This window comes from Herbidospora galbida (genome assembly GCF_005233835.1).
In the GTDB taxonomy this organism is placed as follows: Bacteria; Actinomycetota; Actinomycetes; order Streptosporangiales; family Streptosporangiaceae; genus Herbidospora; species Herbidospora galbida.
This window is the reverse complement of the sequence record NZ_SZQA01000014.1, coordinates 106,137-120,333: the sequence shown is the minus strand read 5'-3', so window position 1 is coordinate 120,333 and position 14,197 is coordinate 106,137. Positions and strand designations below refer to the sequence as shown.

The window sequence follows — 14,197 nt, the reverse complement described above, 5'->3', positions numbered from 1 at the left end:
AAGAGGCGACCAGGACTTTTTGCTGTGCCGGGTGGTAGGCCGGTGTCAGGCCGAGATGGGCGTAGATCTTGGCCTTGGCTGCCGGTTCGGCACGGTGATAGGTGGCCGCCGCGGCAGCGCGGATGTCCGCGCGGGACAGGGTGCCGCGCATGGCCATGTGCAGGTGCGGCGCCAGGCGTTTTGCATCTCGACCGAGGCATTCCGCCACGCTCTCGTAGCCATGGCACGAAAGGCCTGCACAGGTACCTCAGTCCAGTAGTCCGGGGATGGCACCGGCTTGAACACCGGCGCGCCGCCGATCCGTCCGAGTGCCGCGATGCCACCGCCGCCCGAGCGCCAGAAGAGGAAGCGATCACCTACCTGGAGTTCGTCACGGAATCTTCCCACTCGCCAGTCTCCGATCGGCTGGCCATCTCGACGAGCGGCGGCCAGGTCGAAGGTCTTGGGATTCCAGGTCAGCAGCCAGTAACGCATGATCCTCCTTGGACACGGGCCTCAACGCTTACCGAAAGGCTCGCCCACGTCTACTCGCCGATCAAGAAGATCTCCAGGCGGCACCCTCGACCAGTCAAGATCTCCTGATTCCTCTCGACTCCCCATGAACGCATGGCTTCTCGGCAAACGTCACCTATGCCTCGGTCGAGGTCACCGAGCACGGGGTCGCCATTCGTACGGACAGCGAATTGGTCAACCCCGGCTGCGCTCGCGAACTGGGCCTTTAGACCGTGCGCACTGTGCTCCCCGAGGCCTAATGGTGAAGAGAGGGGAGCCTTCGTCACCGACGCGGGGGACAGGGGAAGTGCTGAGGAGGCGGTTATGACGATGTTCGTCGATCGCCATGATGCCGGTGTTCGGCTGGCGCAACGTCTGGCTGGGCTTGCCGGGGAGAAGCCGGTCGTCCTCGGGTTGCCTCGGGGTGGTGTGCCTGTGGCGTTCGATGTGGCCCAGTCCTTGGGTGCGCCGCTGGATGTGATCGTGGTCCGCAAGCTGGGAGTGCCGTTCCAGCCTGAGCTCGGGTTCGGCGCGATCGGTGAGGGCGGCGTACGCGTGGTCAACCCGGAGGTCGTCCGGATGACCGGTGTGACGGAGCAGGACGTCGCGACGGTGGAGGAGCGTGAGCGGCAGGAGGTGGAGGCTCGGGCGCGCCGCTTCCGGCCCGATCGGGAGCGGCTCGACCTCACGGGCCGGACGGTCGTCATCGTGGACGACGGGGTTGCCACAGGAGGCACGGCTCGGGCCGCCTGCCGGGTGGCTCGGGCGCACGGCGCCGTACGTGTGGTCCTGGCGGTTCCGGTCGGCACTCCGGACGTCCTCGCGAGGCTGCGTCAGGACGCCGAAGAGGTGATCTGCCTGGAGACGCCCTCCGCTCTTTGGGGCATCGGCGTCTGCTACTCGGATTTCACGCAGATCACCGACGATCAGGTGGCCGAGCTGCTGCGGAAGGCTTCCGCTCAGCCGGAGGTGATGGTGGACGTCGGCCCTGTCCGCCTGCCGGGACAGCTCGTCGTCCCGGAGAACGCCGAGTGGGTGGTGGCGTTCGTGCACGGGAGCGGCAGCGGCCGGCACAGTCCGCGCAACCGGTACGTGGCCTCGGTGCTCAATCAGGCGGGCTTGGCCACCTTGCTGTTCGACCTGCTCACGGTCGACGAGGAGTATGACCGCGGCAACGTGTTCGACATCGAATTGCTGGCCGGGCGGCTCGGGCGGGTGACGACCTGGCTGGCCGACGAGCCTCGGGTGGCCGGATTGCCGATCGGCTACTTCGGCGCCAGCACCGGGGCGGCGGCCGCGCTGTGGGCGGCGGCGGAGCCGGGCAACCCGGTGGCCGCCGTCGTCTCCCGTGGCGGGCGCCCGGATATGGCCGGGGCGCGTCTGCCGGCGGTGCGGGCGGCGACGCTGCTGATCGTGGGCGGCCGGGACGAACTGGTGCTCGATCTCAATCGGAGGGCGCAGCAGCGGTTGCGCTGCGAGAACCGCCTGGAGATCGTCCCTGACGCCACTCACCTGTTCGAAGAGCCGGGAGCGCTGGAGATCGTCGCCGGTCTGGCGCGTGACTGGTTCACCGGCCTTCTTCCGGCCGGGTAGGAATCGCAGGGGAGGGGGATGAACTGGTTGAAAGGACACGCCAGCTGACGACGCATCGAGCCGGTGAGAGCGACACCACATCTCGGGGGAGACAATGTCGCACACACGAGTACAGAGCATCGAGCACACCGTTCAAACCACCAACCGGTGGCTGGCCCACCTCTCCGAGGCGATCGGCACCGAAGATCGCGACTTCTCCCAGCGGGTGCTGAGGGCCTGGCTGCACGCGGTCAGAGACGGTCTGACCGTCCAGAACGGGGCCAATTTCGCGGCGCAACTGCCGGATCTGCTGCGCGGGGTGTACTACAACGGCTGGGACCCCAACCGGGTGCCGATCCGCCGCAGCCGGGAGGAGTTCGTCGAATACTTCGCCCGTTCCGGCCGCATCGCCCTCCACGACGTCCCGAAGCTCGCTCCCGCGGTCACCGAATTCCTCTGCGGAGAGCTCTCCGAATCGCCGGTCATGCATCTGCTGGAGCGGTTGCCCCACGACGTGCGCGCCGTGTTGTGGCGCGCGGAAAAGAACGACAAGGGCTGACTCGCGCGGCCGAGGAGCGATCCGAGCGGCCTGATCGCGCCCGGTCAGCCCGCCGCAGTCCTGCTGATCGTGCCGCTTTACTCCTGCGGCAGCAGCGTCCCCAGCGGACCGAGATCCAGGTTGAGCTCAGAGGGCGAGAGCCCGAACCGTTCACAAACCTCCGTCATGGCCTCCTCCAGCCGCATCAACGTCAACCCCAGCACCTCGATCTGCTCATCGGTCAGATCCGTCTGCTCCATCCGCCGGATGGCTTGACGCTCCACCAGTTGCCGCACCAGCTCCACCAACGTCAGCACCAACCGAGACAGATCCCGCTCCATGGCCTCGGAATCGGCCTGAATCCGCATCCGGGCAGTCCGGACAGGCTCGCTCATGCCTCCCCCAAGTTCTCGCGCACCGACATGATCAGAACCCGCAGCGAGATCCGCACCAGGTCGATGTCCGCGATGGACAACACCAGGTCCCCACTGACCACCACGCCGCCCGCCAGCAACCGGTCCAGCAGGTCGACCAGAGCCACCCGCTCAGCCGGAAGCCGCCCTTGCTCAGCCAGGGCAGCGCCGCGAGGGCCGTCAACCGTCACCGCGCACCTCCAGGTCGGTGAAGGAGTAAGGCGCCCAGGGCCCGGTCAGCTCGATCTCCACACCGCGGTCGCGCAGGTCGTCGACCGTCTTCAAGAACTCGTCGTCGCGGGATCGCTCGACGAGGTAGGCCCCGTTGAGCAGCATCGCCTCCTTGCGCCCGGACAGTTCAGGGTCCTGAGCACGATGCCGGTGACTGGCGACGGCGACCGTCGAGAGCGTGGCGTGCAGGTGTTCGGCGTGGGCGGCGGCCTGCCTCCACGCCTCCTCCCGGCTTCGCAGCCCCGCCTGGCGCCTCTTCAGGTAGGCCGTCCCCGGGCCACCGAGCGAGGGCGCCGTCCGGGAAGGCCCGGGTGCGCTCAGGTCGACATACGCCTTCACGCCCCACTCCCGGCGCCCGGCCACGCTGGAGAGAACGTCCACGAAATCGTCATGGCGTTCCCGAAGCAGGTCCTTCACCTGTTCGTCGCCGCGATACACCGTCACCAGGCGAACGGGCGCCACGGGAGCTCGGTCCGCGACCTCCTCCACCACGTGGTGGTGGGCTCCGGCCGTCTCGCCGAGCCAGTCGAGGTCTTCCATCGACCGTCTCAGCGGTTCGGCGCCGAACTGGTCGAGCGGGACGGTACTCACGTAGGCGACCAGTCCCTCGCACGGAATGGTTCGTACCTGGGTGTCGGCGACGCCGTGCAGCCCCTCCACGTCTGAAGACGGGGTCTCCTCGGTCACCGCGTACAGGTAGGTGCCGGTCTCAGTCATGGTGCTCTCCGGGTTCGAGGGACCGGTTCTCCAGGGCGTCGAGGCGGGCGCGGAGCCGGCGGTTCTCGTCCTGGAGGGCCTTGCTGTCGCCGGTCAGCCACGGGTCGTGCTCCCACCAGTCGATGCCCATCTCCTTGGCCGTGTCGACCGAGGCGATCACCAGGCGCAGTTTGATCGTGAGCAGTTCGATGTCGAGCAGGTTCACCTTGATGTCCCCGGCGATCACCACGCCCCTGTCGAGCACGCGTTCCAGGATGTCGCCGAGGTTGGCGGACTCCCGGCGCGCGGCGGGCGGGGAGCCCGAGCGTACGGCCGGCGCGTAGCGTGAGCCGTCGGTCATCTCATCAGCCTCCCGTGCCTCGGCGGTACCTCGCCTTTCTCCGGTACGACAGGAGGTTGCCCTCCTTGTCGAGGTCGGCCTCGTAGAGCGCCAGGATGTCGCCGGAGGAGGGGATGCGGCGGTCCTCGACGACCTCGACCACCACCAGCCAGCCGGCCTCCGCCGGTTCGACGAGGGTGACGCCCTCCGCCTCCTTCGAGGTGAGGCCGGAGATCAGTTTCACTCCCGCCTCACCTGCGCTCACGGCCGTCAGGGTGCCCATCGGGTCACTCTCCCTCCGACTCCTGCGGCATCATGCGTTGCAGGACCGCGTTCATGGCCTCGGACGCCTCCTCCTCGGTCAGTTCGCCCGCGGCCTGCGCGGCCTCGATCTGCTCCAGCTCCCGCCTGGCCACCGTCGGGTCGCGGAGTTTGCGCTCGGCCTCGTCGCGCAGCAGCTCTCCCAGCCGGATCACCCCTCTGACCGGTGCCAGCGGGAGCGTGAAGATCGAGGAGAACAGGCCCATCACTCCGCGTCCTGGTCCTGCGAGACGATGAAGTCGTACGGCGCCATCGGCCCGTACAGGCTGAGTGAGACCTGGTCGCCCCACTTCTGCCCGAGGCTCTCGACGGCGCGCTCCAGTTCGTCCTGCCGGCTGTTCTCCACGAGCGCGGCGAGGTGGACGGCGTCGAACTCGTGCGACGGCGGGCGGGCGGCCAGCATCACGCTGACGGGCTCGACCTGGTCCCACATCGCGGCGGTGTCGGCGTCGCGCTTGTCCTCGATCGCCTGGTTGATGATCTCGCCGAGGCGGATGCGGTGGTCGCGGGAGGCGTCCTCGGGGAGGGCGTTGATCTCCTCGCGGAGCTGGTCCGCCTCGGGGTTCTCGGTCAGGATCTCGGCGAGGATCGTCTCCTCGTCGAAGCGTCCCTTGATCACGAACTGGGCGCGTCCTTCCAGCTCGTTGAGTGCGGCGACGAACTCGTCGTGGTACGGGGCCAGGAACTCCTCGACGACGGCCTCCCGGCTGGCCACTACGGCGCCGAAGCGGATGGGCAGCACGGGCACCTCGGCGGCGGTGGCGTTGAGGAGCTGCTCGTGGGCGTACAGATCCTTGGGCGTGCCGAGCGGACGGCCCGCACTGACGTCGCTCACCAGGGCGGCGATCTTGCCGTGCCTGATCGACTGGATGGCCCCGGGCGGGTCTCCCACGCCCCTGGCCTCCGTGTCGACCTCGATGTCCTGCGGGACGACGCCGTAGATGTAGGTCGCGGACTCGGCCATGTCAGCCCTCCTGCCTGCTCTGACGGGGAATCGCGCCGGAGAGGTCGTTCAGCTTGTCGCCGGCGGCCTCCAGCGGGTTGCGCTCCTTGGTCTGCTGCTCCAGCTGCTCGACCTTCTCGACCTGCGGCGCCTCCTGGCTGCCGCCGCCGCTCGTGACGCTCTGCACGACCTCCGGCAGTCCGGGCTTCCTGGACTTGGTGAGGTCGAGCCGGCCCGTCGCCTCGGCGAAGCGCAGGTAGGTGTCCACGCTCGCCACGACGATCCGGGCGTCGATGCTGAGGATCTCGATCCCGATCAGCGAGACGCTGACATAGGCGTCGATGACGAGCCCCTTGTCGAGGATCGTGTCGATGACGTCGGCCAGGCCACTGCCGGAGGAGCCCTTCTGTACGCCGCCTCCCGGCCGGCTTCCCACAGGCTGCACCGTCATGAGTTACCTCTCCCTGGTGGTCGTTGCTCCTTCGGGTCGGGTGAGGCGCCGTACCGGCCGCGCGACGTTCGCGTTCGGCCGTTCCCGGGCGACGACGGGCGCCTCACCGGCGGGGGGTGTGGCGGCGGTGCGCAAGGCGCGTTCGACGAGGGCCCCAAGGAGGCCGCGCAGTTCCTGGACCAGCCGCGCGAGCGGCTGCGCAGGGACCGGTGCCTTCGGTGTGGCCATCGCGCTCATCCCTTCCCGAACAGGCCCACCATCCCCGCAAACCGCTTGAACAACCACATAGCCGATCACAAGAGACAAATTTGACCTTCGCCCTGCGACCGTCCATCCAGGAAATTCAACGAGAACTTTGCCGCTTTCCTATTGCACCTGGAGCAGCTCCCGCATGGCGTTTGTCTCGACGCGGGAGAGTTCATGAAGAATGGCGCCGGCCCGGTCGAGACCTGCCGCGTCGCCGTTCTCTCCGGCCTCGGCGATCAGGGCGGCCACCTCGGTCCACAAGGGCGCGGCCTCGGCGTACAGCCGGTGCGCGGTGCGCAGATGGGGGTCGTCCACCCATTCGGCGCATTCGCCGAGGAAATCGCGGTAGAGGGCGCGGAACAAGGAGCCGCCGGTGCCGCCTTTCTCCATGAGGAGAGCGGCCTGCGGCAGGTCCCGCCGCGGGTCGCTGATGCGCGACAGCCATTTGGGCACCTGCTTGGCGGCTTTCTCGATACCGCGATATCCGAGGTTCGCGATGGGAGGAGAAAGAAAGGTCTGTGCGCAATCCCTGAGGGCGGAGACGATCTGGGCCTGCCACGCGGGCCGGCCCTCCGGCACGGTGATGGTGAACGACCGGTTCCTGGCGGTCATCGGGCCGCGCTCGGCGCGGGCCCTGGCCAGGCTCTCCCGGCTGGTGCGGACCTGCCCGCCCTGCTGCTGGGTGTCGATCAGGTGGACGTCATGCGCGTCGTAGCCGTACAGGGCGACGACGTGGCCGCCGAAGTGGACCTTCGACCCGAAGTACTCCAGGTGGTAGGAGTCGAGCTGCAGCCCGACCGGACGCCCGGCGTCGACCGGCCCCGCCACGTTCTCCCACGCCTTGCGCGGCGAGGTGGTCTCCTCGACCCGGAGCGTCAGGCCGAGGCGGGCGGTCAGGTTCCTGGTGAGCTCGAAGGGCTTGACCCGGCCGCCCATGAAGGGGAAGGGCATCGCCTTGCCGTCCCAATAGACGAACGACAGCCCCGAGCCGAGCCCGAACAGCATCGGTTCGGACAGATCGAGCCCTTCGTGCCGGAGCAGCACCCCGAGGGCCGTGGTCTCGCAGTGGCGCACAGGACAAGCCTGGACCCTCTCACGGTGTGAGAGTCGAGCCCTCCCGGACGCCCGTCCGGTACGCCCCCGGCGACACCCCGTAGGCCGCCCGGAACGTCCGGCTGAAATGCGCGTCGTTCTGGAAGCCCCACCGGGCCCCGATCGACCGGACCGCCAGGGTGTCGCAGCGGGGATCGGTCAGGTCGCGGCGGGCGCGGGCCAGGCGGCGGTCGCGGATCCACGTCGCAGCGGTGAGGCCGTGGCGCTCGAACAGCCGCTGGAGATTGCGCAGGGACATGTGGTGGGCCTGGGCGATGGACGTGGGGGACAGGCCCGAGTCGGGGAGGTGCTCTTCGATGAAGGCCTGAACCTTGATCAGCGGAATGTCTCCGGGCTTGGCGACGCCGGCGTGGTCGGCGAGCAGGCCGGTGATCAGTTCGAGGATGGTCGTGGTCGGCGGGGCCGGGGCGGGCCGGGGGCCGGCGAGCCGCATGAGCAGGCCGGCCAGCAGGCCGTTGACGCCGGTGCGGCCGGGGATCGGCTGCGACAGCAGGCGTTCGACCGTGCCCGTCGGGAGGGGGATGGCCCGGTGCGGGAACTGGACCACGATGCCGTGGGGCGGCTGGCTCGGGGTGGCCGCCGACCAGGCGTGGAAGGGCCGCGAGGTGTCGTACAGGGTGAAGTCGCCGGCGTTCAGGGCACACTGGCGACCCTGTTGCTCCAGGCCCGACCTGCCGGTCACGGTGTAGTTGAGCTGGTAGAACTCGGGGTCCGACTGGCGGATGCGCCGGGTGGTCCGGCGGGCCTCGAACGACGCCGAGCGGACCCGGGAGATCTGGATCAGCCCGAGGTCGACGGCGGTCATCTCGGCCCAGAAGTCGGCGGCGTGGGCGCTGGCGGCGTCCACCGACACCACTGACTGGCCGACGGCCTCCCACCAGAAGTCGAACCGCTCGCAGGCCGGTAAGTGGTCCAGCCGAATGAGAGTGGTCTGCACGTTTTGGACGATATGTCAGACCTTCAAGATCCGCTGAAGGTTTCACGCGCGGGACACGATCCTGCGAGGTCGACGCCCGGCACCCAGGCGCACGTCTGGGAGACCGCCGGAACCGATGCGATATTCCGGGTGCCGGCCCCACTCCCCCAGGAGGATCGACATGCGCAAACTGCTCGTTTCGGCCGCTCTCGTCAGCGGCGTGTTCCTCACCGTCTCCGTCACCGCCGCGCCCGCGCAGGCCGACAGCATCCGGTACGCCTACTACCTCCAGGCCGACTGCTACAACGGCGGCAACCTGGGCATCCAGTGGGGCTGGTGGACCAGCTACCGGTGCGTCTACCAGACCATGGGAGGCAACCAGTGGTTCTGGTTCCTGTACGCCTGACCTACTACGGCCCGCACAGATCTACGCCGGGAGAGGCGTTGTAGATCGCCTCCGCGGCGCGGGCGGCGCACTCGCGGAAGACCTCCCGCTGGTCTTCCGTGAGGCCGCCGAGCACCTGTTCCTCGGCGTCGGCCATGCGCTCCTCGCCCTCAGCCTGGACCTTGCGCCCCTGCTCGGTGGCGACGATCCGGCGGGCCCGCCGGTCGCGCGGGTCGGGCTGACGCTCGATCAGCCCGGCCTTCTCCAGGTCATCGATCACATAGGTCAGGACGGTCCGGTCGACGGCCAGCCTGGTCGCGAGCGCGCCCTGGGTGCGGACCTCCTCGTGCACCACCACCGACAGCAGGTTGAACCCGCGAGCCCCGTGGGGGAGGTCTTTGAACGTCTCGTCGGCGAACTGCTGCCAGTGTCGCAGGACCACGCTCATGGACCAGCCGAAGGTGGATGCATGCCGGGGAGCCATGCGATCCACCCTAACCCGGCCGTTGCTGTTAGCGTGGGGGCCGATCACGCCGCGCTCCCGGAGGCGTTTCCCCAATGGCTGGGTTGTTAACGGCGCGGCGCGTCCGCCGGCCGTCGATCTTTCACCATCCCGCTCGTGTGGTCGTCGGCGGGTTCGGGTTCGCCATCCTGGTCGGCACCCTGCTGCTGTCGCTGCCGATCGCCACGACGTCCGGGACCTCCCCCGGGCTGATGCCGGCCCTGTTCACCGCCACCTCGGCGGCCTGCGTGACCGGTCTGGTCATGGTCGACACCGCGGCCCACTGGTCGGTGTTCGGCGAGATCGTGATCGCCGTGCTCATCAAGATGGGCGGCCTCGGGATCATGACCCTGGCCACCCTGTTCACCGTCCTGATCGCGCGGCGGCTGAAGCTGCGCACCCAGATGATCGCGCAGGTCGAGACCCGCGCGATGAACATGAGCGACGTGCGGCGGGTGGTCCGCAACGTCGTGCTGTTCAGCCTCCTCTGCGAGACCGTGGCGGGCACGATCCTGACCGTCCGGTTCGTCGTCGCCTATGACGAGTCCGTGCTGCGGGGCGCCTACCTGGGCTTCTTCCACGCGATCTCGGCGTTCAACAACGCCGGTTTCGCCCTGTGGCCCGACGGCCTGATCAGGTTCGCCACCGATCCGTGGATCTGCCTGACGATCGCGATCGCGGTCATCGTCGGCGGCCTGGGGTTCCCCGTCATCTTCGAGCTGGTGCGGATCTGGCGCCACCCCGGCCGCTGGTCGGTGCTGACCCGGATCACCCTGTTTGTGACGACCATCCTGCTGGCCGGGGGAACGCTCGTCTTCCTGTCGGCCGAGTGGCACAACCCGAAGACGCTGGGCGCGCTCGACGACCCCGGGAAGCTGCTGGCGGCGTTCTTCACCGCCGTGATGCCACGATCGGGCGGGTTCAACAGCATCGACATCGCCTCGATGGAGCCGTCGAGCTGGCTGGCCACCGAACTGCTGATGTTCATCGGCGGCGGCAGCGCCGGCACGGCCGGCGGGATCAAGGTGACCACCTTCGGGCTCATCATCCTCATCGTGTGGGCCGAGATGCGCGGCGAGAACCACGTCAACGTCGGCCATCGTCGGCTGTCGTCGTCGGTGCAGCGGCAGGCGATCGTCATCACGGCGATGAGCGCGGCGCTGGTGGGCCTGTCGACGTACGTGCTGCTGGTGATCAGCCCCCATCCGCTGGGCGAGGTGCTGTTCGAGGTCGTGTCGGCCACCGGCGTGGTGGGCCTGTCGACCGGCATCACGGCTGATCTGCCGCAGGCGGGGCAGGTGCTGCTGCTGATCCTGATGTTCATCGGGCGCATCGGGCCCCTCACTCTTGGCTCGGCGCTGGCGCTGAAGGAACGCACGCGCCGTTACGAACTTCCCGAGGAGCGTGTGATCGTTGGCTGACAAGAGCGACGCCGTCGTGGTGATCGGCCTGGGCCGGTTCGGGAGCTCGCTGGCTCTCGAACTCACCCGCCGCGGCACCGAGGTGCTGGCCATCGACAGCAATGCCAAGACCGTGCAGCATCTGGCCGGGAGCATCACCCACGTGGCCACCGCCGACGCGACCGACCTGGAGGCGCTGCGCCAGCTGGGCGTGCCCGACTTCTACCGGGCCGTGGTCGCGATCGGCACCGGCCTGGAGGCGAGCATCCTGACCGCCGCCCTGTTGGTCGAGATGGAGATCGAGGACATCTGGGCCAAGGCCATCACCAAACAGCACGGGCAGATCCTGCGCCGCATCGGCGTACACCACGTGGTGTTCCCCGACAACGACATGGGCGAGCGGGTGGCCCGGCTGGTGAGCGGGCGGATGCTCGACTACATGCAGGTCGACGACGACTTCGCGCTGTGCAAGACCCGCCCGCCGCGCGAATACGTGGGGCGCCCCCTTGGGGAGTCGAACCTGCGGCGCAAATACGGGGTCACGGTGGTGGCCGTGAAGAGTCCGAACGAGGATTTCACGTACGCGACCGCCGACACCGAACTCAGCTACGGCGACGTGATCCTGATCTCCGGCCGAACCGACGACGTGGAGCGCTTCGCCGAACTCCCATGAGCGCTCACGAGCGGCGGAGAGTGCGGCCGGCGGCGGCGATGACCACCGTGGTCAGCACCCAGCCGCTCATGGTCAGCGCGAGCGCCACCAGCTTGGAGACGCCGAGCGGGTCCCAGGCCTTCTCGTGGCCGAGGTCGACCAGCGGGATCAGCAGATCCAGCGAGTAGAGCCAGGCGTCCCAGGTGGGGTGTTCGTCGGCCTTGACCGGGCACAGCCCCGGACTCGCCGGCAGGCAGCCGGTCACGCCGACCGTGAACCACAGCCCGGCTCCCAGCAGGAGCAGCACGGAGATCGCGAGGGCCCGGCCGGGCGCGTAACCGTAGCCGACCACGAGATCCTGCAGGTTGCCCCACAGCCGGATCACCGGGTTCTTCGCCTGGTAGGAGCGCCGGATCGAGGCATGGCGGACGACGCGCGCGTCCGCGTCCTGCCCGGCGAGTTCGAGACAGGCGGCGAGCTTCTCGTAGGGGCCGGCGGCGTATACGGGGGTCGCCCGGCGTAACAGGTTCAGCCGGTCTTCGACGGGGAGGTCGGAGTCGAGCCGCTCATAGTGGAATCCGGAGAGGTTGATCGGCGCCGTGGACGGCCAGGAGGCCGCTCCGTCGACCAGTTCCGTGACGTGCGCCGACGCCAGCGAGACAGCGTGGACGGGCGGTGCGGCAGGCTTCAGGACGAGGGTCTCCGCGACGAGGCCGTCGGCGGTCAGTGCCGACGGGCCTTCCGCGGCCAGATGGGTGCCCTCGATCCGGACCGTCCGCCCGACGTTCACGCCGTTCAGCCCGAGTTCCCGGTGCAACTGCGCGCCCCGCAGATCGACGTCGCCGTCGACGCGCGCGCCGGTGCAGCGCACGGCCAGGCCACGCCACTCGCCCTTCGGGTCGACGACCGTGCCGCGCGAGGCTTCGTCGGCGCTCAGGCCCTTCAGTTCGGCGTCGACAAGACGCAGATCACCCTTGATCGCGCTGCCCGCGAGATCGATCAGCCCTGCGGTGGTGCATCGGTCGGCGATGAGGTCACCGGCGACCTGGAGGCCCGTGGCCGCCATCGCCTTGCCCCGGGGATTGGTCAGCGTCGCGTCTCTGAGCACGAGGTCGACGCCCACGGACGCGTTGGTGAGCGCCATCGTCCCGGTGACGGTCAGTGACCCCCCAGCCTGCAAGGAACCCTTGAGAATCGCTCGGCGCAGGTCGAAGGCCACCGCGGCGCCGTTTCGCAGCGTGGCGTCGATGAAGTTCGTGTTGCCTTCGATCTCCGCAGCGGTCAGCACGACTCCACCGTCGGCGGTGCAGTCCCTGGCGATGAGATGGTTTCCGATCCGCGCGCCGTCGGCGTTGAACGCGGCCTGCTTCTCCACACCACGGAGTTTCGCCCCGGAGAGGATCAGGTTGCAGGCGATCTTTGCGCCGTGCAGGTTGAGTGGGCCGTCCAGATCCACGTCGGCGAAGACCGCGGTACCGTCCACTTCGAGATGGTCGGCACGGACCGCGTCGACGCCCTTCTTGACCTGGGTGATCCGGGTGTTCTGCAGATCCACCTGGCAGCCGACGATCATGTGGTGGAGGCGTATGGCGCCGTGGATTCTGCCGTTCAGGCACTTGAATCCCAGCGCGAAGCGGCTGTGGTCGAGGTCGAGTGCCATCTCCAGCGGCCGCGAGATCTCTATTCGATCCAGCAGTACTTCGCCCGCCACACTGGATCCCCCAAGCATCACCCCTCCCGTCACCCGGATGCCCGACTCGCCGAAGACGGAGCCGCCGACGACAAGCCTCGGGGCGTGGACGGCCCAGCCTCCCGGCATGTCGAAATGGGCGTCCCTGAGGACGAGATTTCCGTCGGCCCGGAGGTTGACCATGCTGATCGCACCGATCGTTCGGGCCCCGTGCAGGACGAGATGGTTGGCGACGTGCGCGGCGTCGAGCTGGATGGCCACGCGGTCATGACCCGCGTCCACGGTCGTCGCCTTGATCCGCAGATCGCCGCCGATCTCGGTGTCCTCCAGCACGACAGGACCGAAGAACCGGGTGTCATCCAGCCACACCGGGCCGTCACAGCGGATCCGCGCGGCGTCGAGACCCGGGAGGCGGCACTTCTGAAACCCCATGAACTGGAGTTTCGCGTCGTTCATGAAAGGCGTCTGGTCGAAGACACACTCGATGAAGAGGAACGACGCGAGCTCGGCGCACCCGGCGTCGAAACGACCGGTTATCCGGGCGCCCTTGAGGATGAGCCGGGGCGGCTTGCCTGGTTCTTGTTCGGGGCCGTGGATCAGCAGGTGGGCGAGGGCCTCGGCGCGGATGATCTGGTCTTCGCCCCAGTACTCACCGTTGGGTGAGCCGACGACCGGACTCAACCCGCCCAGGTCGAGCTGGGTGCCGTGGGTGAAGGCGGTCCACAGCCGCTGCTCTGCCGGGCTCCAGTCCGCGGGCGCAGACATGTCACGCATATCGGTCACGTCTTCATTCTCTGCCGAAGACATCGCCTTGGATGGCAAATCGCCGCAACCGGCCCCCTCCGGAAACCCTGCACAATTCCATGGAATGGCCCGAATATTCGCAGTAGTTGAAATAAACATACTGTGTCACCATTATTTCATGCGTCGCCTCCTGATCGCATTGTTGGCCGCGGTATTGCCGCTTTCCGGATGCGGCTGGTTTCAGGGCAAGGTCTCCATCACTCCACTGGCGCTGCCGATCGAGATCGGTTTCGACCTGGTGAAGATGAATTCTGCGCCGCGACCCGGGAGCGGTGTCCCGCCTTCATGCCGGTGATCGACGGAAAGGGCGTTCCCTACCGGTACGCCATCGAAGCCCTCCACGGACGCATCCCCCCACTGCCCGGTGGAACCAAATTGCTCGTCGGATAGGGCTTTGGTGGCGGCATGCACGATATGCGTAAGCACGCCCAGGATTTCCACGCGTGACTTGTGCCGTCAAACGCGATCTCATAACCACGAACGGATTGTTCG

Annotated in this window: 19 protein-coding genes; 5 read left to right on the top strand and 14 right to left on the bottom strand. The window is 68.1% G+C overall.

Going from position 1 to position 14,197, the window contains the following annotated elements; genetic code table 11:
* Window positions 1-45: 45 nt before the first annotated feature.
* The gene (locus FDA94_RS41555; RefSeq protein WP_137247956.1) at window positions 46-474 is read right to left on the bottom strand and encodes an EVE domain-containing protein; all 429 of its coding nucleotides are present in this window, start codon (window positions 472-474) and stop codon (window positions 46-48) included.
* A gap of 342 nt (window positions 475-816) precedes the next feature.
* Between FDA94_RS41555 and FDA94_RS16550 the strand changes: the two genes are divergently transcribed.
* Both FDA94_RS16550 and FDA94_RS16545 read left to right on the top strand, forming a co-directional pair.
* Entirely contained in the window at window positions 817-2,085 is a 1,269-nt protein-coding gene (locus FDA94_RS16550; RefSeq protein ID WP_246059967.1) for a phosphoribosyltransferase family protein, read from the top strand.
* Window positions 2,086-2,179: 94 nt separating this feature from the next.
* A complete protein-coding gene (locus FDA94_RS16545) occupies window positions 2,180-2,623 on the top strand; it encodes a DUF2267 domain-containing protein (protein WP_137247955.1) in 444 nt (147 codons plus the stop codon).
* Between the two features lie 77 nt (window positions 2,624-2,700).
* On the opposite strand, the gene FDA94_RS16540 is transcribed toward FDA94_RS16545, so the two are convergent.
* The 10 genes from FDA94_RS16540 to FDA94_RS16495 form a co-directional block, all read right to left on the bottom strand.
* A complete protein-coding gene (locus FDA94_RS16540) occupies window positions 2,701-2,997 on the bottom strand; it encodes a gas vesicle protein K (RefSeq protein WP_137247954.1) in 297 nt (98 codons plus the stop codon).
* Entirely contained in the window at window positions 2,994-3,206 is a 213-nt protein-coding gene (locus tag FDA94_RS16535; RefSeq protein ID WP_137247953.1) for a gas vesicle protein, read from the bottom strand. Before FDA94_RS16535 ends, FDA94_RS16540 begins: the two co-directional genes overlap by 4 nt.
* On the bottom strand, window positions 3,196-3,963 hold the full coding sequence (locus tag FDA94_RS16530; protein ID WP_137247952.1) for a GvpL/GvpF family gas vesicle protein: 768 nt from the start codon (window positions 3,961-3,963) through the stop codon (window positions 3,196-3,198). Before FDA94_RS16530 ends, FDA94_RS16535 begins: the two co-directional genes overlap by 11 nt.
* Entirely contained in the window at window positions 3,956-4,303 is a 348-nt protein-coding gene (locus tag FDA94_RS16525; protein WP_137247951.1) for a gas vesicle protein, read from the bottom strand. The genes FDA94_RS16530 and FDA94_RS16525 overlap by 8 nt, the downstream gene beginning before the upstream one ends.
* Window positions 4,304-4,307: 4 nt before the next feature.
* Complete coding sequence (gene gvpO / locus FDA94_RS16520; protein WP_246059966.1) at window positions 4,308-4,547, bottom strand: gas vesicle protein GvpO; 240 nt, start codon at window positions 4,545-4,547, stop codon at window positions 4,308-4,310.
* A 22-nt stretch (window positions 4,548-4,569) separates the two neighbouring features.
* Entirely contained in the window at window positions 4,570-4,809 is a 240-nt protein-coding gene (locus FDA94_RS16515) for a gas vesicle protein GvpG (RefSeq protein ID WP_137247949.1), read from the bottom strand.
* Entirely contained in the window at window positions 4,809-5,567 is a 759-nt protein-coding gene (locus tag FDA94_RS16510; RefSeq protein WP_137247948.1) for a GvpL/GvpF family gas vesicle protein, read from the bottom strand. The genes FDA94_RS16515 and FDA94_RS16510 overlap by 1 nt, the downstream gene beginning before the upstream one ends.
* Window position 5,568: 1 nt before the next feature.
* Complete coding sequence (gene gvpJ / locus FDA94_RS41550; protein ID WP_137247947.1) at window positions 5,569-5,997, bottom strand: gas vesicle protein GvpJ; 429 nt, start codon at window positions 5,995-5,997, stop codon at window positions 5,569-5,571.
* 366 nt (window positions 5,998-6,363) lie between these two features.
* A complete protein-coding gene (locus FDA94_RS16500; RefSeq protein WP_246059965.1) occupies window positions 6,364-7,317 on the bottom strand; it encodes a BtrH N-terminal domain-containing protein in 954 nt (317 codons plus the stop codon).
* Between the two features lie 19 nt (window positions 7,318-7,336).
* On the bottom strand, window positions 7,337-8,293 hold the full coding sequence (locus tag FDA94_RS16495) for an AraC-like ligand-binding domain-containing protein (protein WP_137247946.1): 957 nt from the start codon (window positions 8,291-8,293) through the stop codon (window positions 7,337-7,339).
* 160 nt (window positions 8,294-8,453) lie between these two features.
* Between FDA94_RS16495 and FDA94_RS16490 the strand changes: the two genes are divergently transcribed.
* Window positions 8,454-8,678, top strand: coding sequence for a hypothetical protein (locus FDA94_RS16490; RefSeq protein ID WP_137247945.1), 225 nt, complete (start codon window positions 8,454-8,456; stop codon window positions 8,676-8,678).
* A 4-nt stretch (window positions 8,679-8,682) separates the two neighbouring features.
* Here FDA94_RS16490 and FDA94_RS16485 read toward each other — a convergent pair whose 3' ends face one another.
* A complete protein-coding gene (locus tag FDA94_RS16485; RefSeq protein ID WP_137247944.1) occupies window positions 8,683-9,141 on the bottom strand; it encodes a MarR family winged helix-turn-helix transcriptional regulator in 459 nt (152 codons plus the stop codon).
* A gap of 74 nt (window positions 9,142-9,215) precedes the next feature.
* On the opposite strand from FDA94_RS16485, the gene FDA94_RS16480 reads away from it, so the two are divergent.
* Window positions 9,216-10,580, top strand: a complete 1,365-nt coding sequence (locus FDA94_RS16480; RefSeq protein WP_137247943.1) for a TrkH family potassium uptake protein — start codon at window positions 9,216-9,218, stop codon at window positions 10,578-10,580.
* Window positions 10,573-11,232, top strand: coding sequence for a potassium channel family protein (locus FDA94_RS16475; RefSeq protein ID WP_170990979.1), 660 nt, complete (start codon window positions 10,573-10,575; stop codon window positions 11,230-11,232). The genes FDA94_RS16480 and FDA94_RS16475 overlap by 8 nt, the downstream gene beginning before the upstream one ends.
* Before the next feature lie 4 nt (window positions 11,233-11,236).
* Here the strand turns inward: FDA94_RS16475 and FDA94_RS16470 are convergent, their stop codons facing one another.
* Window positions 11,237-13,666 (bottom strand): hypothetical protein, encoded by a 2,430-nt coding sequence (locus FDA94_RS16470; protein WP_137247942.1) that lies wholly within the window; start codon window positions 13,664-13,666, stop codon window positions 11,237-11,239.
* 219 nt (window positions 13,667-13,885) lie between these two features.
* Window positions 13,886-14,146, bottom strand: coding sequence for a hypothetical protein (locus FDA94_RS39915; protein ID WP_212735358.1), 261 nt, complete (start codon window positions 14,144-14,146; stop codon window positions 13,886-13,888).
* Window positions 14,147-14,197 lie beyond the last annotated feature (51 nt).

What these genes read in the sequence shown, in the direction of transcription:
- FDA94_RS41555 (WP_137247956.1), bottom strand. Translation starts at nt 474, where the DNA reads ATGCGTTACTGGCTGCTGACCTGGAATCCCAAGACCTTCGACCTGGCC.
- FDA94_RS16550 (WP_246059967.1), top strand. Translation starts at nt 817, where the DNA reads ATGACGATGTTCGTCGATCGCCATGATGCCGGTGTTCGGCTGGCGCAA.
- FDA94_RS16545 (WP_137247955.1), top strand. Translation starts at nt 2,180, where the DNA reads ATGTCGCACACACGAGTACAGAGCATCGAGCACACCGTTCAAACCACC.
- FDA94_RS16540 (WP_137247954.1), bottom strand. Translation starts at nt 2,997, where the DNA reads ATGAGCGAGCCTGTCCGGACTGCCCGGATGCGGATTCAGGCCGATTCC.
- FDA94_RS16530 (WP_137247952.1), bottom strand. Translation starts at nt 3,963, where the DNA reads ATGACTGAGACCGGCACCTACCTGTACGCGGTGACCGAGGAGACCCCG.
- FDA94_RS16525 (WP_137247951.1), bottom strand. Translation starts at nt 4,303, where the DNA reads ATGACCGACGGCTCACGCTACGCGCCGGCCGTACGCTCGGGCTCCCCG.
- FDA94_RS16515 (WP_137247949.1), bottom strand. Translation starts at nt 4,809, where the DNA reads ATGGGCCTGTTCTCCTCGATCTTCACGCTCCCGCTGGCACCGGTCAGA.
- FDA94_RS16510 (WP_137247948.1), bottom strand. Translation starts at nt 5,567, where the DNA reads ATGGCCGAGTCCGCGACCTACATCTACGGCGTCGTCCCGCAGGACATC.
- gvpJ (WP_137247947.1), bottom strand. Translation starts at nt 5,997, where the DNA reads ATGACGGTGCAGCCTGTGGGAAGCCGGCCGGGAGGCGGCGTACAGAAG.
- FDA94_RS16490 (WP_137247945.1), top strand. Translation starts at nt 8,454, where the DNA reads ATGCGCAAACTGCTCGTTTCGGCCGCTCTCGTCAGCGGCGTGTTCCTC.
- FDA94_RS16485 (WP_137247944.1), bottom strand. Translation starts at nt 9,141, where the DNA reads ATGGCTCCCCGGCATGCATCCACCTTCGGCTGGTCCATGAGCGTGGTC.
- FDA94_RS16480 (WP_137247943.1), top strand. Translation starts at nt 9,216, where the DNA reads ATGGCTGGGTTGTTAACGGCGCGGCGCGTCCGCCGGCCGTCGATCTTT.
- FDA94_RS16470 (WP_137247942.1), bottom strand. Translation starts at nt 13,666, where the DNA reads ATGTCTGCGCCCGCGGACTGGAGCCCGGCAGAGCAGCGGCTGTGGACC.